This window comes from Rhizobium herbae (assembly GCF_019511375.1).
Taxonomy (GTDB): domain Bacteria; phylum Pseudomonadota; class Alphaproteobacteria; order Rhizobiales; family Rhizobiaceae; genus Pararhizobium; species Pararhizobium herbae_A.
The window spans coordinates 259,891-279,475 of record NZ_JAEUAO010000004.1 but is presented as its reverse complement, the minus strand read 5'-3'; the positions used below and the strand labels follow the sequence as shown (position 1 = coordinate 279,475).

Here is a 19,585-nt window from a genome sequence, read left to right as displayed (position 1 = left end):
AAAAACCCGCCATGCGGCGGGTTTTTTTTATGCCTGATGCCTGGAAGATCAGTTCGTGCTGAACTTCTTCACTTCCAGGAAATTGACCGCACTGCCGCTGAACCTTGCCGTGTCCACCGAGACTGCATCGTTCGAGAAGCCGGCCGAATAGACGGTGGTCGGCGAGGCCCTGAGCGTCTTGCTGACGAAGCGCGGCGCCTTCACCGGCTTGGACAAGGTCGCCATGCGGCCATTCGACAGCGCCCAGTTCGAAATGATCTGCTGGGTCAGCTTCGGCTCGGTGCGCACCGACGAACGGGTGGCCGCGTCAGCCTCCTGCTTGTTCGGACGCTTCCCCTTGGCGGGCGCATCTGCATTCGCATCGAAGGCATCCTCGAAGATTGCGGCGCGTGCTTCGGCGCTCGACGGCGGCACGTAGGCCGCAAGCTCGACAGGCCGCTCCTGCGGCGTCGGCTGCGCGAGCGCCACCCGCGTCTGCGCTTCGGCGACCGCCTCGACCGGCTGCTCCGCCTCGGCCACGGCCTGTGGCTGCTGCTCCGTCCGTTCGGCAAAGGACGGCACGACGACATTAGCGTCGGCGACGGCCATCAACGAAGCCTCGTCAGCCGGGCGCATCGCCGGCACGGGAACAAAACCAAGCGCTGCGACATCCTCGCCAAGCACCGCAGCGTTCGGATCGGTCGAGGCCATCAGCGTGTCGCTGCCCGCGTCACCGTTCAGACCGCGCTTGCCGAGTATCTGCGGCACTGGAATCTTGTAGGCGCTGAGATCAGCATATTCGCCTGCGGTGGCGGTCTGTTCGGGCAAGGCCGCAGCCCACGCCGCCTGCGCCGTCTGCTTGGTCGGAGCAACGAGCGCCGTCTGGACGCCAGCGTCAGCCGGTGCATCCTGGAAGGCTGGCCGAGAGCCGGGGACGGGAGCGGCCACTTCCTTCTCGGGGGCGGGCTGCGAGCCGTCAACACCGGGAAGGGCCTGCTCGGCCTCGGCAACGGCGACTTCAGAGACCTTGGCCCTGGCAGCCGGCTGCTCATCCCCACCCTCTTGCCCGCCGCTGGCAATGGCATTGGGTTCCTCGTCTTCGTCACCGCCGCCAAACAGCATGGCGAAGAGATTGCCCTTGCGTTTGGTGTCCTTGTCGCCCGGCCCCTTGGCACCGCCGCCGGCCACTTCGATGGCATCGGCACCGACACGGCGCTTGTAGTCGGCGAGCGCCTGCTGGTAACCGGGCAGCGGTCCACCGCCGTCGGCAGGCATATGTATGGTCTTGCCGTCAGGGAACAGGCGGGCGAGTTCGCTGCGGCTCATGCGCGGCCAGGCGCGAACGCCGCCGACATCCATGTGCACGAAGGGCGAGCCCGAGGTCGGGTAATAACCGACACCGCCGACCTGGAACTTCATGCCGATTTCGCGCAGCGTCTTCAGCTTGACGTCGGGCAGATAGAAATCCATCGCCTTGCCAAGCATGTGCTGGCTCTTCTTCGCCACGCCCTTGGAACGCGACCGCAGCATGCCATTGGTGGCCGGCGAGCGGTAAGCGGAAACCACATGGATATAATCGCGCGAGCCGCTCTTCTGGTAGACTTCCCAGACCAGGTCGAGAAGACGCGGGTCCATCTTTGTCGGCTCGTTGCGGCGCCAGTCGCGCAGGAAGCGATTGATCTGCTGCAGGCCCTTGGAATCATAGCGACCATTGCGCTTGAACGTGATCGACGCCTTTTCACGGGTATGGACGAAATAGAGTTTGAGCGTGCGGGTCTGGCCGGCAGCCTCCACCGGAGGAGCCATGCCCGGCGTGACCATCGATGCTGCGATCAGGAGTGATGCGAGGACGCGCGGTGCCTTTCGGGCTGCCGCGGCGCAAAAGCGGGTGATCACGGAGCCGCTAGGCTTCTTGAATCCGAACAAATTTTGCAAACTCAATCCCCGTCCGACGGACAATGTGTCCCGTGGCTGCTCAGATGACTGTCAATTGCGGTCACAGCATGGCAAATATGCCACAGTCATCGGTTATCCTTATAATATAGTGAATGGATCACTAACAAGGTCTAAACGACAACAGCCAAATACGAGCGATCGTTATGCTTTGTTATCCCTCGTTTTATGCGGCTTCACTGAACGGATCGTCGGGATTAATGCCATAATCCTTGAGTTTGCGGTACAAAGTCGACCTGCCTATGCCCAGCTTTCGGGCCACCTGGCTCATCTGACCCCGGTAGAATTTGAGCGCAAAGCGAATCAGTTCCTCTTCAACCTCGGCCAATTTGCGGACGTTGCCGCCGTCATCGACGCTGGCAATCGCATTTTCGGGTTGATGATCCGCCGCCAGGGCATTGCGCCCTTCTCCCCTTTCGGCCGTGGCGAAATGCGGATAGACCGGCGGCAGGTGACCGGCGTCGGCCACGGCGATCTTGGCGGGCCCGGCCTCTTCCCAGGTGAAGCCCGACTTCTCGGCAACGACATAGCCGGGGATCTGGGTGGCGATCTGCGGAAAATCCTTGACCGTCAGCTCCCCCCCTTCGGCAAGCACGACCGCCCGGAAGATGGCGTTCTCCAGCTGGCGGATATTGCCCGGCCAATCATAGGCGGTCAGCAATGCCATTGCTCCGCTGGAGACGACGAGCGGCGCCGTAAGCCTCTGTTCCGCCGAGAAACGTTCGACAAAGGTACGCACCAGGACCGGAATGTCTTCCTTGCGCTTGCGCAGCGCCGGAATGGCGATGGGGAAAACATTCAGCCGGTAGTACAGGTCTTCGCGGAAGCGGCCTTCGCGCACCTCGTTGATCAGGTCTTTGTTGGTCGCCGAAATCAGCCGCACATTGACCTTCTGCGGATGGCGCGCACCAATCGTCTCGATCTCGCCCTGCTGCACCGCGCGCAACAGCTTCACCTGCACTTCCACCGGCAGGTCGCCGATCTCGTCCAGGAACAATGTGCCGCCATCGGCATCGGCAAACTTGCCGGAATGCTTGTCCGTAGCGCCGGTAAAGGCGCCCTTCTCATGGCCGAAGAGGATGCTCTCGACCAGATTGTGCGGGATCGCACCGCAATTGACGGTGACGAAGGGCTTGCCGGCGCGCTCGCTGGCGTGCTGGATGGCGCGGGCGACCATTTCCTTGCCGACGCCCGATTCACCTTCGAGCACGATCGGAATATTCGACTGCGCGGCGCGGCGCGCGAGATCGAGCACGCGGATCATCGCAGGGCTGGCGGACACCACGTCATCGAAGGCAACGGTACCGCTGCGCGACCGCTTTGACGCCCGCCCGCGGTTTTCGCGCTGGTCCAGCTTCAGGGCGTTGGTGATCGCGACGTTGAGACGTTCGGGCGAAACCGGCTTGACGACGAAGTCGAAGGCGCCGGCCTGCATGGCGAGAACGACCGTCTCGATGCCGCCTTGGCCCGTCTGTACGATGACCGGCGTTTCGATACCGCGCTCGGCGATCGCTTCGAGGAAGCCGTGGCCATTCATTTCGGGCATCATCAGATCGAGCAGGATGACGCTGATCAGGCCGCGCTTGCGTTCCAGCAGTTCAAGGCCGCTGCGGCCGTTGTCGGCCAGATGGGCGATATGCCCGAGGCGCTCGATCATGTTCGTCAGCAGCCGGCGCTGGACCGGATCATCATCGATGACGAGAATTTGGGATGTCATGAAGGCCTCCTGCTCTCTACATAGAACCAAAACGACACCTCATGTGCCGCATCATGGGAAGGATTCGTGTCACAAAGGCCTGAAAATCCTCTTTTGAGAAATGCTTGCATTTTAACCATTGCCGACGTTAGCTCATGGCCCCATATCCGCCCTCTGCTTCGCCGCCCGAATCCGGGCCGGCGCCCGTTGAAAAGAGTGAACGTTCATGCGCCATCTTCCTTCCTTCCGCATCGCCCGTGCGACCGCTTCAGGCGCTGCTGAAGCAGCGCCGCTCGGCGACCTGCCGTCCTGGAAACTCGAGGATCTCTACCCGTCGGCGACATCCCCGGAATATCTCGGCGACCTTGCGAAGGCCGAGGCGGCAGCCAAGGCTTTCGAAGAGAAATGGAAAGGCAAGCTCGCCGCTGCCGCGACGCGCGGCGGTGACGCGGGCATCGGCGCGGCCGTGCGCGAATACGAGGCACTGGAAGACCTGATGGGCAAGATCGGCTCCTTTGCCGGCCTCACCTATTTCTCCGACACCGCCAACCCGGCGAACGGCAAGCTCTACGGCGACGCCCAGTCGAAGCTGACGGACATGGCGAGCCATCTGTTGTTCCTCTCGCTGGAATTGAACCGGATCGACGACGCCGTCATCGATGCCGCGCTCGAAAGCGATCCGCTGGCGGGCCATTACAAGCCATGGATCGTCGATCTGCGCATGGACAAGCCCTACCAGCTCGACGACAAGCTGGAGCAGCTCTTCCTCGAAAAGTCGATGACCGGTGCCAGCGCCTTCAACCGCCTTTTCGACGAGACGATGGCCTCGCTGACCTTCAATGTCGACGGCGAGGAACTGCCGCTCGAAGTGACGCTGAGCATGCTGCAGGAGGCCGATCCGGCCATCCGGAAAAAGGCAGCGCAGGCGCTGGCCAAGACCTTCAAGGCCAATATCCGCACCTTCACCCTGATCACCAACACGCTCGCCAAGGACAAGGAAATCTCCGATCGCTGGCGCGGCTTCAAGGACATCGCCGACAGCCGGCATTTGGCAAACCGGGTCGAGCGCGACGTGGTCGACGCGCTTGCCGCTGCCGTGAAGGAGGCCTATCCGCGCCTGTCTCACCGCTATTATGCGATGAAGGCGAAGTGGCTCGGCATGGAACAGATGGAATTCTGGGACCGCAACGCGCCGCTGCCGGAAACGCCGACTTCGCTCATTCCCTGGAGCGAGGCCAAGGAGACCGTGCTTTCCGCCTACGGCAATTTCGACCCCGAAATGGCAGCGATCGCTCAGCGATTCTTCGACGGCGGCTGGATCGACGCGCCGGTCCGCCCGGGCAAGGCGCCGGGCGCCTTCGCGCATCCGACAGTGCCGTCTGCACATCCCTATGTGCTCGTCAACTACATGGGCAAGCCGCGCGACGTCATGACGCTCGCCCATGAACTCGGCCATGGCGTGCACCAGGTTCTCGCCGGCGCTCAAGGGGCGCTGATGGCCTCGACACCGCTGACGCTTGCAGAAACCGCCTCCGTCTTTGGCGAAATGCTGACGTTCCGCGCCCTTCTCGACAAGACGAAGGACAAGCGCGAACGCAAGGCCATGCTCGCCCAGAAGGTCGAGGACATGATCAATACGGTCGTGCGCCAGATCGCCTTCTACGAATTCGAGCGCAAGGTCCACACGGCCCGCAGACAAGGCGAACTGACCGCCGACGACATTGGCGAACTGTGGCTGTCCGTTCAGACGGAAAGCCTCGGCCCGGCGATCCGGATTTCGGAAGGCTACGAGACCTATTGGGCCTATATTCCCCACTTCATCCATTCGCCCTTCTATGTCTACGCCTATGCCTTTGGCGATTGCCTGGTGAATTCGCTCTACGCAGTCTACCAAAAGGCCGAAGCCGGCTTTCAGCAGAAGTACTTCGAGTTGCTCAAGGCCGGCGGCACCAAGCATCATTCCGAACTGCTCGCCCCGTTCGGCCTCGACGCTGCCGATCCGTCGTTCTGGGCACAGGGGTTGTCGATGCTGGAGGGGCTGATCGACGAGCTTGAGGCGCTTGATAGACAGGCGTAGGAAGCGGGCTTAGCGCGTCTCGCCATGGATCCTCGGGTCGAGCCCGAGGATGACGAACCGGGGACTTGGCTAACTGAAAAACCGCTACCGACATTGATTTGGCACCCGATTCTCCGTCATCCTCGGGCTCGACCCGGGGATCCACGCGGATACCGACATGAGCAGCATGACCGACACCGGCCCCTTTGTCCTTTTCCGCGACGACAGCGAAGACAGGACGACCGTTTTCTCCGAGCCGACGCATGTCATCACCGCACGGACGAAAGCTGAGTTCTGGCGCGGACTTAAGGACATGGAAGCCGCACATGCGGCGGGAAAGTGGCTTGCGGGCTTCATGAGCTACGAGGCCGGCCATCTGTTCGAAAGGAAGCTTGCTCCCTTTGCCGAGGAAAACCGCCGCACGCCGCTGATGTCCTTCGGCGTTTTCGACGGGCCGGCCGAGGCACATCCGCTTTGCGCGCCCAAGCGCCGCATCGAGAACGAGCCCTTCATCACCGAGCCGCGCGCAAGCTGGAACTTCGAAGCCTACAGGAAGCGCTTCGACCGCCTGCACCAGCACCTGCGACAGGGCGATTGTTACCAGGCCAATCTCACCATGCCGGTCACCGCCCGCTGGAACGGCGATCCGCTGGCCGCCTTCTGGTCGCTGATCGAGCGGCAGCCGGTGAAATATGGCGCGCTCGTCTCCCTCGACGGCCCTGCCCTTCTGTCCCGCTCGCCGGAACTTTTCTTCAAGGTCGACAAGCAAGGCTGGATCGAGACCCATCCGATGAAGGGCACCGCCCCGCGCGGCGCAAGCCCGGCGGAGGACGAGGAGATCATCCGCGAGATGCAGGCCGATCCGAAGTCCCAGGCGGAGAACCGGATGATCGTCGATCTCTTGCGCAACGACATCTCCCGCATCACCGAGGTCGGCACGCTGGAAGTCCCGCGCCTGTTCGATGTCGAGACCTATCCGACGGTGCACCAGATGGTGAGCCACGTCCGGGCGAAACTGCTGCCCGATGTCGGTATCACCCAAATCTTCGAAGCCCTGTTCCCCTGTGGCTCGGTCACCGGCGCGCCGAAAATGCGGGCGATGGAAATCCTGCACGATCTGGAAGCCGGGCCGCGCGACGCCTATTGCGGCTCGATCGGCTTCATCGCGCCGGACGGCACCATGCGCTTCAACGTGGCCATCCGCACCCTGTCGCTGTTTGCGGATGGCGAAGCCGTCTTCAACGTCGGCGGCGGCATCGTCTTCGATTCGACCGCCGAAGCGGAGTACGAGGAATGCCTGCTGAAGGCCCGTTTTGCGGTCGGTGACGCCTGGATCGAGCGATGACGGATTTTTCCCTGATCGAAACGATGCGATGGGAGCCCGGCACCGGCATCGTCCGCCTGCGGCTGCACCTCGCCCGACTGAAAAGATCGGCCGGGCGGTTAGGGTTTGCGGGGGCGGAAACGGCGGAGCGACGTCTGGCAGAAGCGATTGCAGAGGCTTTACCCCCCTCTGTCCCTCCGGGACATCTCCCCCTCAAGGGGGGAGATTATTCGCCTCAACCGCACGCGACATCCCAAGGGTCCGTGGGCAGTGAATTCGCGCCACTTGTGATCTCCCCCCTTGAGGGGGAGATGCCCGGCAGGGCAGAGGGGGGTAACACCGCGGATACCACAGCAGAATTTTCGCAATCACCCCTGCGCGTTCGCCTCACGCTCAGCCCTTCCGGCGACATCGCCATTACCACCGCGCCCTTCACGCCGCTTCCGGAAACCACCGTCTGGCGCGTCGCTGTCGCCGCCGCCCGCCTCGATTCGGCCAACAAGCTCCTGCGCCACAAGACCACCAGGCGCGAGATCTACGAGCAAGCGCGGGGCGAGTACCCGCCCGCAGCTGCCGACGAAGTCCTGCTGCTCAACGAGAAGGGCGAGCCGTGCGAGGGCACGATCACCTCGCTTTTCATCGACGACGGCTCGGGCGTCCTGAAAACGCCGCCGATTTCCTGCGGGCTGCTGGCCGGCGTGCTCAGGACCGAATTGATCTGCGCCCGCCGCGCCCGCGTCCAGCGCCTGACGCTTGGCGACCTGCGCAACGGAACATTGTTCATGGGCAACTCGCTGCGCGGCCTGATCCGGGCCCGGCTGATTTAGCGCAGGCTGACGGCGATCCGGTCGCGGCCGGAATGCTTGGCCTCGTAAAGCGCGGCATCGGCCCGCGAATAGAGCGACCTTGCGGTATCACCCCGCTCCAGCACGGCAATGCCGGCGGAACAGGTATAGAAAAACTGCGGTGCCGACGGTAGCGGGCGCGCGGTGCGCACCTTGTCCAGCACCCGATCGACGATTTTGCGACCTTCCGGCAATGTCGTCTCCGGAAAGATCAGCATGAACTCCTCACCACCGATGCGCCCGAAGCAATCGTGACGCCGCACCACCGGATGCACCCGGCGCGCAAAATCGAGGAGAATGTCGTCGCCCGTCTGATGGCCGTACAGGTCATTGATGCCCTTGAAAAAATCGATGTCGAGAATGCAGATGCAGCCCCTCCCCGAGCCTGCCGCGGCTTGGCTCTGCACCATCTCCTCGAGCTTCGACATCATGTAGCGGCGGTTGGAAATGCCGGTCAGTTCGTCGGTCTGGGAGGCTTTCAGGGCGAAGTCGCGATCCTGCCGCAACGTACGCTCATCGGCGCGCAAATGGGTGATGTCGTTGGCAATGCACAGCATCCAGCCGTTGCGATCGACGGTTTCGGTCATCCACAGCCAGCGGCCGCCGACGACATCGGTCTCGAAGGCCCTGAACGGAACCTTGCCGCGCCGCGACTGGGCCGAGACCACCCAGGCCTCGAAGTCGGGCACGCTGATGACGGTGCCGCGGCCGAGCGCATGATTGCGCCGCATCAGATCCGGCCAAAGCGGCGTCTCGTCGTCGTGAAGATGGAAGGTCGAGCGGAAGGCCCGGTTGGCGTAGCGCAGGCGATCGTCATGATCGTAGAGCGCGATCAGGACTTCGGTGTCGTCTGTTAATGACGCAAGACTGGCCGCTATATCATCCATCGCACCGATTCCGTATTGCCGCATTCATTGTAGGGGGCGCGCAATACAGCACCATCGCGAAATATGGCGAGTCGCGCCGATTGAGCGCATTCATGAAATACGAAAATTTGTCCGAAGAAGGAAGGTCGCAAAGTAATCAAGGGCAGGACGGCAGCCCGCTTGTGCGCAGCAGGCGCCCCGGCAATGCCTTGCCGCTTCACGAACAGCGAAAGATCACCGAATGGACAAGGGCCCCGCCGGCGGGAAGCCGGCAGGGCCTGGATCGAATGTGTGGGGTTCCTTATTCGGCTGCCGCCGGATGGAGAACGCCGCGACGGATCTGGTCGGCCTCGATTGACTCGAACAGCGCCCGGAAGTTGCCTTCGCCGAAGCCTTCATCGCCCTTGCGCTGGATGAACTCGAAGAAGATCGGGCCAATGACGGTTTTCGAGAAGATCTGCAGCAGGATGCGGGTCGTGCCGCCATCCACCACGCCTTCGCCGTCGATCAGGATACCGTGCTGCTTCATCCGCTCGATCGGTTCGTCGTGGCCGTGCACGCGCTCATGCGACAGTTCGTAATAGGTATCAGGCGGACCCGGCATGAATTTCAGACCATTGGCCGCGAGTTTGTCGGTGGCGTCGTAAATGCCCTCCGTGCCGACAGCAATGTGCTGGATGCCCTCGCCCTTGTACTTGCGCAGATATTCCTCGATCTGGCTGGTATCATCCTTGGATTCGTTCAGAGGTATGCGGATCTTGCCGCAGGGCGAGGTGATCGCCCGGCTCGTCAGACCCGTGATGCGGCCATCGATGTTGAAGAAGTGGATCTGCTTGAAACCGAAGAGTTCGCGGTAGAAGTCCCACCACTTGTCCATGTTGCCGCGATAGACGTTGTGGGTCAGGTGATCGAGATAATAGAAGCCGACGCCCTCCGGCTTCGGATCGCGTTCGCCCAGCCATTCGAATTCGGCTTCATAGGGCGAACCCTGCTTGCCGTAGGTCTCGATGAAATAAAGCAGCGACCCGCCGATGCCGACGATGGCCGGCACGTCAAGCGCCTTGTCCTTGCCTTCATAGGGCGTCGCGCCCTTGGATACGGCGTGCTCGAAAGCATGTCTGGCATCGACGACGCGCCAGGCCATGGACGGCGCGCAGGGGCCGTGATCGGCGACGAAGCGCATGGCATGGCTGCCCGGCTCGGCATTGATGAGATAGTTGATGTCGCCCTGGCGCCAGACGGTGACGTCCTTCGTGCGGTGCTTGGCAACGCAGGTGTAGCCCATGCGCGTGAACAGTTCTCTCAGCTGTTCCGGCTCGGGATGGGCGAACTCGACAAATTCGAAGCCATCGGTTCCTGCCGGGTTCTCGGCGGTGATGCCGGACGGGGGTGCGTCATGCGGGAAGGGTCCCATGGTTCTCTCCTCTGAACTCATCGACTGTCGAGGCGATCATGACGCAAATCCCGTGCATTGTGCTTGCATTCTTGCGTGTTATAACCAGATCAGCGCACGATCTGTGCGAAATTTGACGAAGGCATGCACAAATGGAACAGATGGACGGCTATGACCTGAAGATCCTTGCCGAATTGCAGCGCGACGGCCGCCTGACCAACAACGAACTGTCGGATCTGATCGCTCTGTCGCCGTCGCAATGTTCCCGTCGCCGCGCCCGGCTGGAGGCGGAAGGCTTCATTCACGGCTACCGCGCCGTGCTCGACCGCGGCCGACTCGGGCTTGATCTGATGGTCGTGATCGCCGTCACGCTTGCCACCCACAATCGCGACAATGCGAAGCGTTTCGCCGCCCTGATCGCCGATCTGCCGGAGGTGCTCGAATGCTACGCACTGACCGGCGAAATGGACTATCACCTCAAGGTCGTCACCTATGACCTTGCCGGCCTGTCACACTTCGTCAACGAAGTGCTCTTGCCGCATGACAGCGTGCAGCATGTGAAAACATCGATCGTGCTGGCGACACTGAAGGATTTTCAGGGACTACCGGTCCGCCAGCGCGGCAGGCATTGAGCGTGCCTGAACAGGTGTCGGAAAAGTGTCCCACGGTTTTCCGATCAAAACCTGCGACAAACAAGAAAAGCCAAGCAGTCGAATCGTTGGCTTGCCAACGAAAGTGTGCTCAGCGGCGCCGTTTCACCATGGCGTTTTCAACGGCGGTCAGCCCGGACGACAGGGCCTTGAGGCCGTCGCTTCCCAGCAGGTTTTCCAGCTCTGCCGAATAGGCGCGCGCAAGCCGCGTCAGTTCCCGATAGGCCTTGATCCCGGCCGCCGTCAGCTCCAGATGTTCGACCCGGCGGTCGTCCTCGTGCTGCGTCCGCTTCAGCCAGCGGCGTTCCTCCAGCGCGAAGACGGCGCGGCTGACCTTGGTCTTGTGCATGGTCGAATGAACGCCGACCTCGGTCGCCGTCATGCGCCCTGAGCTGCCGAGCGCCGCCAGCGTCCGCCACTCCGGCCGTGTCAGGCCGTATTCGGCCTTGTAGGCGGCGGCAAAGCGCAGCGCGATGAACTCCGCCGCGCGATTGAGACGAAATGGCACAAATTGCTCCAGATCGAAGTCGTCCATGGCTTCCTTGATAGTTACAAAATTGACAGTTACGTTTGTAACCATATAGACGGAGGAGGTGCAAGCCATGTTGGAGAAAGCCAAGGGGTTCGCGGTCGATGCCGTGGCCAACAACCCGCAATACATGCCGGGCTTCGGCAACGACTTCGAGACCGAATCCCTGCCCGGCGCGCTGCCGCAGGGACAGAACAGTCCGCAGAAGTGCAATTATGGACTCTATGCCGAACAGCTCTCCGGTTCCCCCTTCACCGCACCGCGTGGCACCAACGAGCGCTCCTGGCTCTACCGCATCCGCCCGAGCGTGCGCCACACCCGCCGTTTCTCCAATGCGAGCTATCCCTTCTGGAAATCGGCCCCATGCCTGGACGACCACTCTCTGCCGCTCGGCCAGCTGCGCTGGAACCCGATCCCGGCGCCCACGGAAAAGCTCGACTTCCTCGCCGGTATCCGCACGATGACGGCTGCGGGCGATGTCATGACCCAGGTCGGCATGGCCGCGCATGCCTATGTCTTCAATGAAGACATGATCGACGACTATTTCTTCAACGCCGACGGCGAACTGCTGGTCGTGCCGCAGCTTGGCAGCATGCGCGTCTTCACCGAAATGGGCATCATCGATGTCGAGCCATCCGAGATCTGCCTCATCCCGCGCGGCATGATGTTCAAGGTGTCGCGCCTCGGTGATGGGCCGGAATGGCGCGGCTACATCTGCGAGAACTACGGCGCCAAGTTCACGCTGCCGGATCGCGGCCCGATCGGTGCCAATTGCCTCGCCAACCCGCGTGACTTCAAGACGCCGGTTGCAAGCTATGAAGACAAGGAGACGCCGTGCCGAGTGCATGTCAAATGGTGCGGCAAGTTCTATGTCACCGAGATCGGCCATTCGCCGCTCGACGTCGTCGCCTGGCACGGCAACTACGCGCCGTTCAAATATGATCTCAGGACCTTCTCGCCCGTCGGCGCCATCCTGTTCGACCATCCCGATCCGTCGATCTTCACCGTGCTGACGGCGCCGACGGAGGAATCGGGCACCGCCAATGTCGATTTCGTCATCTTCCCGCCGCGCTGGCTGGTCGCCGAGCACACGTTCCGTCCGCCCTGGTACCACCGCAACATCATGAGCGAGTTCATGGGCCTGATCCATGGGCAATACGACGCCAAGGAACAGGGCTTCGTGCCGGGCGGCATGAGCCTGCACAATATGATGCTGCCGCACGGTCCGGATTCAATGGGCTTCGAAAAGGCCTCCAATGTCGAGCTGAAGCCGGTCAAGCTCGACCACACCATGGCCTTCATGTTCGAGACCCGTTACCCGCAGCAGTTGACGCGCTACGCCGCCGAACTGGAGACGCTGCAGGACAACTATCTCGAATGCTGGGACGGCCTGGAGCGCAAGTTCGACGGGACGCCGGGAATCAAGTGAAGTAGACTTCGGAGCTGCACCTGATCTGCACTACAATGCCCCTCATCCGCCCTATCGGGCACCTTCTCCCCGCCAAGACGGGGAGAAGGAACCAGCGGCAAACCTCCGTCGTCCCCTCTCCCCGCATGCGGGGAGAGGGCTAGGGTGAGGGGCAAGCCATGAACAAACTACGGAAGCAAAGAACATGAAACTTGCAACGCTCAAGGATTCGACCCGTGACGGCCGGTTGGTCGTCGTCTCCCGCGACCTCACCCGCTGCTCTGAGGTCGGCCATATCGCCCGAACACTGCAGGCGGCGCTGGACGACTGGGAACACGTGGCACCACGTCTCGCCGCGGTGGCCGAAGGGCTGGAGGCCGGCGCGCAGCCGTCGATGCGGTTTCATGAACACGAAGCCGCCTCGCCGCTGCCGCGCGCCTATCAGTGGGCGGATGGTTCGGCCTATGTCAATCACGTCGAGCTGGTACGCAAGGCCCGCAATGCCGAAATGCCGGTAACGTTCTGGACCGACCCGCTGATGTACCAGGGCGGCTCGGACAGCTTCATCGGTCCGCGCGATCCGATCGTCATGGCCGACGAATCCTGGGGCATCGACATGGAGGCAGAGATCGCCGTCATCGTCGACGACGTACCGATGGGAGCGACGATCGACGAAGCCCGCGCGGCGATTCGGCTGGTGATGCTCGTCAACGACGTCTCCCTGCGCGGGCTGATCCCCGCCGAACTCGCCAAGGGCTTCGGCTTCTTCCAGTCCAAACCCTCTTCCGCCTTCTCGCCCGTTGCGGTGACGCCGGATGAACTGGGCAGCGCCTGGGACAGTGGCAAGCTACACCTGCCCCTGCTCGTCGACCTGAATGGCAAGCCTTTCGGCCGCGCCGATGCCGGCGTCGACATGACCTTCGATTTCGGCCAGCTCATTGCCCATGCCGCCAAGACCCGGACACTCTCAGCCGGCTCCATCATCGGCTCGGGCACGGTTTCCAACAAGCTCGACGGCGAGCCGGGCAAGCCGGTGTCGGAAGGTGGCGTCGGCTATTCCTGCATCGCCGAACTGCGCACGATCGAAACAATCGAGACAGGGGCTGCCGTTACGCCGTTCATGCGGTTTGGCGATACCGTCCGCATCGAGATGAAGGACAAGGCAGGACATTCGATTTTCGGGGCGATCGAGCAGACCGTCATGCAATACGAGAAGCGCTGAGGGCCTCGTCATGAGCGACACGGTTCTGTTCGACTACTGGCGTTCCTCGGCCAGCTACCGGGTGCGGATCGCGCTCAATATGCTGGCAATCCCCTATCGCTCCGTGGCCATCGATCTTCTGGCCGGGGAACACAGGCAAGCGGAGCACCTCGCCCGCAATCCGCAAGGCCTGGTTCCAGCGCTTGAGATCGATGGGCAAATGCTGACACAGTCGCTGGCGATCATCGAATATCTGTCGGAGACGCGGCCCGGTTCCGGCCTCCTGCCCTTAGACCCGGTGGCGCGCCAGCGCGTGCGGGCGCTGTCCTACGCAATTGCAATGGACATTCACCCGATCTGCAATCTGGGCGTCGTCGTCCATGTCATGCAGCAATCGCAAGACCCGGATGCGGCTCGATCGGCATGGATGCGCAAATTCATCGGCGATGGCCTGGGTGCCTTCGAGCGGATGCTGGACACGCGAGAAACCGGCGAATTCTGCCACGGCGACCAGCCGACGATGGCTGATCTCTGCCTCGTGCCGCAGATCTACAATGCCCGCCGGTGGAACGTTGATCTTTCCACCTGCCCGCGCGCCGCGGCAATCGCCATGACATGCGAACGGCTTCCCGCATTTGCAAAGGCTCATCCGGATCAGTGCCGCACTAATATTAGCAATTTCTAATTGATATTTTGAAAATGATGAGATTTCTGCCATAATGCCGGTGTGGCGGCACCGCTTACGCGTGTCGCATTCGGTCCGACCATAGAATTGCCGGCCCCGGCAGGACGGGTCAAACCAATCTCCTTTTCCGCCAGGCTTCGGTAAAAGGAGGTGCCTGATGGCACGTAAACCGATCCGCTCTTTCATCCGGTTCGCTCTTATGGCGCTTGCGCTGACAGCGTACCCGGCAGCCGCCCAGCCGGTCCTCAACTGCGCCGAACATTCCAAGATCGTCGAATTCCTCGGCTCTCATTATTCCGAGACGCTGCAGGCCATCGGCCTTATCAATGACGCCGCCATTCTTGAGGTCTATGTGTCGAAGGGCGGCAGTTGGACAATATTGGTGACCAACGTCAGCGGTCGCAGCTGTGTGGTCTTTGCCGGCCAGAACTGGGAGACGCTCCCGATTGGCCCCGGCTTGAAAACATGATCGTGCAGCAGCGCCTGCAGCATTCCGCGTATGGGTAAGGAGCCAAACGCGCAGCGCGTCGAGGCGTCGCCTTTCTTCTCCTTCATTGCATCAGCCTGACGACCCCCCACCACGGCGAATCGGCGTCGCTTGGCCACCCCGCAATGTCCGCTGGCAGCGACGAGAGCTCCCTGCGCTCGCTTTCCGGCTCTTTATTGTGACAGAAATCTATGCTCTAGGGCCATTCGAGGCATGACAGGGCAGAATCTGCCCGCTAAACAGTCGAGAGACCCCGTCGCAGGAGAGAAAGCGAAATGACAGAAACAACCTACCCGGTTTACGGCGAAATCACCGGGCCGATCGTGATGATCGGTTTCGGCTCCATCGGTCGCGGCACCCTGCCCCTGATCGAGCGCCACTTTAAATTCGACAAGAGCCGGATGGTTGTCATCGACCCGCGCGACGACGAAGACCACACCGAAATTCTGGCAAGGCACGGCGTCAGGCACATCAAGTCGCATGTCACCAAGGACAACTACAAGGATCTCTTGAAGCCGCTTTTGACCGAAGGCGAAGGCCAGGGCTTCTGCGTCAATCTTTCCGTCGATACCGGTTCGGTCGACCTGATGAAGCTCTGCCGCAAGCTCGATGTCCTCTACATCGACACGGTCATCGAGCCCTGGCTCGGCTTCTATTTCGACAAGTCCATGGAGAATGCCGACCGCACCAACTACGCGTTGCGCGAAACCTTGCGCAAGGAAAAGGCGAAGAACCCTGGCGGCGCGACGGCCATTTCCACCTGCGGTGCCAACCCGGGCATGGTATCCTGGTTCGTCAAGCAGGCGCTGCTCAACCTTGCCAATGACCTCGAGATCAAGTTCGACGAGCCGGACCAGCATGACCGCGAAGGCTGGGCCAGGCTGATGAGAAAGGTCGGCGTCAAGGGCATTCACATCGCCGAACGCGACACCCAGCGCACCAAGCACCCAAAGCCGCTCAACGTCTTCTGGAACACCTGGTCGGTCGAGGGCTTCATCTCCGAAGGCATGCAGCCCGCCGAACTCGGCTGGGGGACGCATGAGAACTGGATGCCGAAGAACGCCAGGAGGCACAAGAAGGGTTGCCAGGCCGCCATTTACCTTGAGCAGCCGGGCGCCAACACCCGCGTGCGCACCTGGTGCCCGACGCCGGGTCCGCAGTACGGCTTCCTCGTCACCCACAATGAATCCATCTCGATCGCCGACTATTTCACTGTGCGCGACAAGGATGGCGACGTGACTTTCCGTCCGACCTGCCACTATGCCTATCATCCTGCCAATGACGCCGTGCTGTCGCTGCATGAAATGTTCGGCAACGGCGGCAATCCGCAGCCCGTCCATCACGTTCTGGACGAGGACGAGCTGGAGGACGGCATCGACGAACTCGGCGTGCTGCTCTACGGCCACGCCAAGAACGCCTACTGGTATGGTTCGCGCCTGTCGCTGGAAGAGACCCGCCGCATCGCCCCCTACCAGAACGCCACCGGTCTGCAGGTGACCTCGGCCGTGCTCGCCGGAATGGTCTGGGCGATTGAAAACCCGACCGCCGGAATCGTCGAAGCCGACGAAATCGACTACAAGCGCTGCCTTGAAGTGCAGACGCCCTATCTCGGCCCGGTTGAAGGCCACTACACCGACTGGACCCCGCTCGATGGTCGTCCGGGCCTCTTCCCGGAAGATCTCGACACCAAGGACCCCTGGCAGTTCAGGAACATCCTGGTTCGGTGAACCCGCTGATTAGGCTTGAAAATTCCACGCCCGGGGACCGATCTCCGGGCGTTTTTTGTTGCCTTTGCGAATAATCCCGCCGTGCTCGTGCCCCACTCTTGCATTCAACTCCTGATCACGGCATGGTTTTTTCGACTGAAAGACAGCTTTGCGCAGAGCCTCCGGGAGACATATATGAAGCCGATCACCATCCTGACCCTTCTGTCCGCAGCGGCAGCGCTGGCCTCCTGCATGGGGCCGCGCGAAGTGCGCCAACAGCCGCCCGCCCAGATGGCACCGGCCGGCGTCGAGGGCGCATGGGTGGATCCGAACGGCATCGTCTCGACATTCGCGGCGGGCACCTTCACCACGCGCACGACCGACACCAATCAGGTCCTGGCCTCCGGCAACTACACCAATCTTTCGCCGAAGCTGGTCGAGATCAACATGACCTCGATGGTCCGCAACACCCAATCCAAGGTCAACTGCGCCATGGTGAGCCCGACGCAGCTCAACTGCACGACGGATTCCGGCGCCCAGTTCTCGCTTACCCGCAAGAGCTGAACAGCGCCAGACAGCCTGAAAAGCCTCCCGCCGCGGAGGCTTTTTCCGTTTAAACCCCTGGTTTTTAACCTTGCGGGGAATTGGTTGCAAAGAGTGGATTTTGCCGCTTGATGTCTGCAGCGTCTGGTGAAACCATCATTGCCGACACCGCTGTCACGGAACACGCACTGCTCTGTTCCGCTGCCGGCAGACCGACCCGTCGAAACAGGAGATATTCATGATCAAACATTTGCGAACCGGGCTGATGACGGCCTCGATCCTTGCACTTTCAACCGGTGCCGCCTTCGCCGATTATGAATTGAACATCCTGCACATCAACGATTTCCACTCGCGCATCGAATCGATCAACAAGTTCGATTCCACCTGCACGGCGGAGGAAGAAGGCAAGAACGAATGCTTCGGCGGCGCCGCCCGGCTGAAGGTGGCGATCGACCAGAAACGCCAGGAATTGACCGGCAAGAACGTGCTGCTTCTGAATGCCGGCGACAACTTCCAGGGCTCGCTGTTCTTCACGACCTACAAGGGTGCCGCCGAAGCCGAATTCCTCAACCTGATGAAGTTCGACGCCATGACCATCGGCAACCACGAATTCGATGAAGGCGAAGACGGCCTGGCGACCTTCCTCGACAAGGTCACCTTCCCGGTCATCTCCTCCAACGTGCTGGCCGGCTACAAGTCGAAACTGATCGACCGCATCAAGCCCTCGCTGGTGCTCGATGTCGGTGGCCAGAAGATCGGCATCGTCGGCGCGGTCACCAACGACACGGCCGAAATCTCCTCGCCGGGCGACAACGTGCTGATCGGGATCGACGTCGATACGATCACCACCGCTGTCCAGGACCTGAAGAAGCAGGGTATCGACAAGATCGTCGCGCTCACCCATGTCGGCTATCCGCGCGACCTCGCCGTCATTGCGAAGATCCCGGATGTCGACGTGGTTGTCGGCGGCCATTCGCACAGCCTCTTGTCCAACACGGCCGAGAAGGCCGAAGGCCCCTACCCGACGATGGTCGACAATCCCGGCGGCTACAAGGTGCCCGTCGTTCAGGCCGGATCCTACAGCAAGTATCTTGGGGACCTCGTCGTCACCTTCGATGACAGCGGCGTCGTCAAGTCGGCCAAGGGCGATCCCATCCTGATCGATTCCAAGATCAAGCCGGACCAAGCGGTCCTCGCGCGCATCAAGGAACTGGCAAAGCCGATCGAGGAGCTTAAGACCAAGATCATCGGCAAGACCGACGCGCCGATCGACGGAAGCCGCGAATCCTGCCGCGCCCGCGAATGCCAGATGGGCGACCTCGTGACCGATGCCATGCTTGACCGCGTCAAGGGCCAGGGCGTTACCATCGCCATCACCAACGGCGGCGGCCTCAGGGCCTCGATCGATGCCGGCGACGTCTCGATGGGCGAAGTGATCACCGTTCTGCCCTTCCAGAACACGCTCTCGACCTTCCAGATCAAGGGCGCCGATATCGTTGCAGCGCTTGAAAACGGCGTAAGCCAGATCGAGGAAGGGGGCGGTCGCTTCCCCCAGGTGGCCGGCCTTAAGTTCGCCTTCGACAGGTCCAAGCCCGTCGGCAGCCGTATTTCGAACGTCGAGGTCAAGGAAGGCGAAGCCTTTGTCGCGCTTGATCCGGCCAAGGCCTACAATGTCGTCTCCAACAACTATATGCGAAATGGCGGCGACGGCTACAGCATCTTCAAGACCAAGGCCGAGAACGCCTATGACTACGGTCCGGGCCTTGAGACGGTGCTCGCCGACTACCTGGCGGCCCACAACCCCTACAGGCCAATGACCGACGGGCGCATCACCGAAATCGCCGCTGCGACCGAGATCAAGCCCTCGGCGCAGGCAAGCACCGACACCACCGCACAGACTGCAACCCCGGATGTCAAGCCGGCCGAGCAGACCAAGACGGAAACCGCAACGCCGGAAGCCAAGCCGGCAGCAGAAGCGGCGGCAGGGGCAGAAACCAAGCACGTCATTGCCAAGGGCGATACGCTCTGGGGCCTGGCCAAGGCCATCTACGGCAATGGCGAGCTCTGGAAGACGATTGCTGCTGCCAACGGCAATCCGGTTCCGGAAAAGCTGGAAATCGGCAAGGAGCTGCAGATTCCCGCCAAGTAAGACAATATGTCTCTTGTCCAAGGACCGGTCCGGGCTTTCCCGGGCCGGTTTTTCTTTTTAAGAACGGCATGAATCGCCGGGCTGCCTGCACCATATAGCAGGCACGCCCACTTAC

At 61.7% G+C, this 19,585-nt stretch carries 16 protein-coding genes and 1 pseudogene; 12 read left to right on the top strand and 5 right to left on the bottom strand.

Going from position 1 to position 19,585, the window contains the following annotated elements:
- Positions 1-48: 48 nt before the first annotated feature.
- Positions 49-1,914 (bottom strand): DUF882 domain-containing protein, encoded by a 1,866-nt coding sequence (locus JNB71_RS18050; RefSeq protein ID WP_220373195.1) that lies wholly within the window; start codon positions 1,912-1,914, stop codon positions 49-51.
- Positions 1,915-2,098: 184 nt separating this feature from the next.
- Complete coding sequence (locus JNB71_RS18045; RefSeq protein ID WP_220373194.1) at positions 2,099-3,649, bottom strand: sigma-54-dependent transcriptional regulator; 1,551 nt, start codon at positions 3,647-3,649, stop codon at positions 2,099-2,101.
- Positions 3,650-3,854: 205 nt separating this feature from the next.
- Between JNB71_RS18045 and JNB71_RS18040 the strand changes: the two genes are divergently transcribed.
- The 4 genes and pseudogenes from JNB71_RS18040 to JNB71_RS18030 all read left to right on the top strand — a co-directional run bounded on the left by JNB71_RS18040 (position 3,855) and on the right by JNB71_RS18030 (position 7,835).
- Positions 3,855-5,705: a M3 family oligoendopeptidase gene (locus JNB71_RS18040; protein WP_220373193.1), complete on the top strand. Its 1,851-nt coding sequence runs from the start codon at positions 3,855-3,857 to the stop codon at positions 5,703-5,705.
- 166 nt (positions 5,706-5,871) lie between these two features.
- Positions 5,872-7,029 (top strand): aminodeoxychorismate synthase component I, encoded by a 1,158-nt coding sequence (locus JNB71_RS18035; protein ID WP_220373375.1) that lies wholly within the window; start codon positions 5,872-5,874, stop codon positions 7,027-7,029.
- Positions 7,014-7,277 (top strand): annotated as a pseudogene (locus tag JNB71_RS24850) (hypothetical protein); the annotation flags it as partial. The gene JNB71_RS18035 and the pseudogene JNB71_RS24850, both read left to right, overlap by 16 nt.
- 42 nt (positions 7,278-7,319) lie before the next feature.
- Positions 7,320-7,835 carry an aminotransferase class IV family protein gene (locus JNB71_RS18030; protein ID WP_220373192.1) on the top strand — a complete coding sequence of 172 codons (516 nt, stop codon included), beginning with the start codon at positions 7,320-7,322 and terminating at the stop codon, positions 7,833-7,835.
- Here JNB71_RS18030 and JNB71_RS18025 read toward each other — a convergent pair.
- On the bottom strand, positions 7,832-8,740 hold the full coding sequence (locus tag JNB71_RS18025; protein ID WP_220373191.1) for a sensor domain-containing diguanylate cyclase: 909 nt from the start codon (positions 8,738-8,740) through the stop codon (positions 7,832-7,834). The two genes, JNB71_RS18030 and JNB71_RS18025, sit on opposite strands and share 4 nt — an antisense overlap.
- A gap of 280 nt (positions 8,741-9,020) precedes the next feature.
- Positions 9,021-10,133, bottom strand: coding sequence for a 4-hydroxyphenylpyruvate dioxygenase (gene hppD / locus JNB71_RS18020; RefSeq protein WP_220373190.1), 1,113 nt, complete (start codon positions 10,131-10,133; stop codon positions 9,021-9,023).
- Between the two features lie 131 nt (positions 10,134-10,264).
- Between hppD and JNB71_RS18015 the strand changes: the two genes are divergently transcribed.
- Entirely contained in the window at positions 10,265-10,744 is a 480-nt protein-coding gene (locus JNB71_RS18015; protein ID WP_220373189.1) for an Lrp/AsnC family transcriptional regulator, read from the top strand.
- 109 nt (positions 10,745-10,853) lie between these two features.
- Here the strand turns inward: JNB71_RS18015 and JNB71_RS18010 are convergent, their stop codons facing one another.
- Positions 10,854-11,297 carry a MarR family winged helix-turn-helix transcriptional regulator gene (locus JNB71_RS18010; protein ID WP_220373188.1) on the bottom strand — a complete coding sequence of 148 codons (444 nt, stop codon included), beginning with the start codon at positions 11,295-11,297 and terminating at the stop codon, positions 10,854-10,856.
- A 67-nt stretch (positions 11,298-11,364) separates the two neighbouring features.
- Between JNB71_RS18010 and hmgA the strand changes: the two genes are divergently transcribed.
- The 7 genes from hmgA to JNB71_RS17975 all read left to right on the top strand — a co-directional run bounded on the left by hmgA (position 11,365) and on the right by JNB71_RS17975 (position 19,470).
- Positions 11,365-12,720 carry a homogentisate 1,2-dioxygenase gene (hmgA, locus tag JNB71_RS18005; RefSeq protein WP_220373187.1) on the top strand — a complete coding sequence of 452 codons (1,356 nt, stop codon included), beginning with the start codon at positions 11,365-11,367 and terminating at the stop codon, positions 12,718-12,720.
- Positions 12,721-12,904: 184 nt separating this feature from the next.
- Positions 12,905-13,921 (top strand): fumarylacetoacetate hydrolase family protein, encoded by a 1,017-nt coding sequence (locus tag JNB71_RS18000; RefSeq protein WP_220373186.1) that lies wholly within the window; start codon positions 12,905-12,907, stop codon positions 13,919-13,921.
- A 10-nt stretch (positions 13,922-13,931) separates the two neighbouring features.
- Positions 13,932-14,585: a maleylacetoacetate isomerase gene (gene maiA / locus JNB71_RS17995; RefSeq protein ID WP_220373185.1), complete on the top strand. Its 654-nt coding sequence runs from the start codon at positions 13,932-13,934 to the stop codon at positions 14,583-14,585.
- A gap of 157 nt (positions 14,586-14,742) precedes the next feature.
- Positions 14,743-15,054: a hypothetical protein gene (locus tag JNB71_RS17990; protein WP_220373184.1), complete on the top strand. Its 312-nt coding sequence runs from the start codon at positions 14,743-14,745 to the stop codon at positions 15,052-15,054.
- A 293-nt stretch (positions 15,055-15,347) separates the two neighbouring features.
- Positions 15,348-16,799, top strand: coding sequence for a homospermidine synthase (locus JNB71_RS17985; RefSeq protein ID WP_220373183.1), 1,452 nt, complete (start codon positions 15,348-15,350; stop codon positions 16,797-16,799).
- Between the two features lie 174 nt (positions 16,800-16,973).
- Positions 16,974-17,342 carry an outer membrane lipoprotein Omp10 gene (omp10, locus tag JNB71_RS17980; protein ID WP_220373182.1) on the top strand — a complete coding sequence of 123 codons (369 nt, stop codon included), beginning with the start codon at positions 16,974-16,976 and terminating at the stop codon, positions 17,340-17,342.
- Positions 17,343-17,559: 217 nt separating this feature from the next.
- Positions 17,560-19,470, top strand: a complete 1,911-nt coding sequence (locus JNB71_RS17975) for a 5'-nucleotidase C-terminal domain-containing protein (RefSeq protein WP_220373181.1) — start codon at positions 17,560-17,562, stop codon at positions 19,468-19,470.
- The last annotated feature ends 115 nt before the right edge of the window (positions 19,471-19,585 follow it).

Coding starts and splice junctions, on each gene's coding strand:
- JNB71_RS18045 (WP_220373194.1), bottom strand. CDS start 3,649: ATGACATCCCAAATTCTCGTCATCGATGATGATCCGGTCCAGCGCCGG.
- JNB71_RS18040 (WP_220373193.1), top strand. CDS start 3,855: ATGCGCCATCTTCCTTCCTTCCGCATCGCCCGTGCGACCGCTTCAGGC.
- JNB71_RS18035 (WP_220373375.1), top strand. CDS start 5,872: ATGACCGACACCGGCCCCTTTGTCCTTTTCCGCGACGACAGCGAAGAC.
- JNB71_RS18030 (WP_220373192.1), top strand. CDS start 7,320: ATGCCCGGCAGGGCAGAGGGGGGTAACACCGCGGATACCACAGCAGAA.
- JNB71_RS18025 (WP_220373191.1), bottom strand. CDS start 8,740: ATGGATGATATAGCGGCCAGTCTTGCGTCATTAACAGACGACACCGAA.
- hppD (WP_220373190.1), bottom strand. CDS start 10,133: ATGGGACCCTTCCCGCATGACGCACCCCCGTCCGGCATCACCGCCGAG.
- JNB71_RS18015 (WP_220373189.1), top strand. CDS start 10,265: ATGGAACAGATGGACGGCTATGACCTGAAGATCCTTGCCGAATTGCAG.
- JNB71_RS18010 (WP_220373188.1), bottom strand. CDS start 11,297: ATGGACGACTTCGATCTGGAGCAATTTGTGCCATTTCGTCTCAATCGC.
- hmgA (WP_220373187.1), top strand. CDS start 11,365: ATGTTGGAGAAAGCCAAGGGGTTCGCGGTCGATGCCGTGGCCAACAAC.
- JNB71_RS18000 (WP_220373186.1), top strand. CDS start 12,905: ATGAAACTTGCAACGCTCAAGGATTCGACCCGTGACGGCCGGTTGGTC.
- maiA (WP_220373185.1), top strand. CDS start 13,932: ATGAGCGACACGGTTCTGTTCGACTACTGGCGTTCCTCGGCCAGCTAC.
- JNB71_RS17990 (WP_220373184.1), top strand. CDS start 14,743: ATGGCACGTAAACCGATCCGCTCTTTCATCCGGTTCGCTCTTATGGCG.
- JNB71_RS17985 (WP_220373183.1), top strand. CDS start 15,348: ATGACAGAAACAACCTACCCGGTTTACGGCGAAATCACCGGGCCGATC.
- omp10 (WP_220373182.1), top strand. CDS start 16,974: ATGAAGCCGATCACCATCCTGACCCTTCTGTCCGCAGCGGCAGCGCTG.
- JNB71_RS17975 (WP_220373181.1), top strand. CDS start 17,560: ATGATCAAACATTTGCGAACCGGGCTGATGACGGCCTCGATCCTTGCA.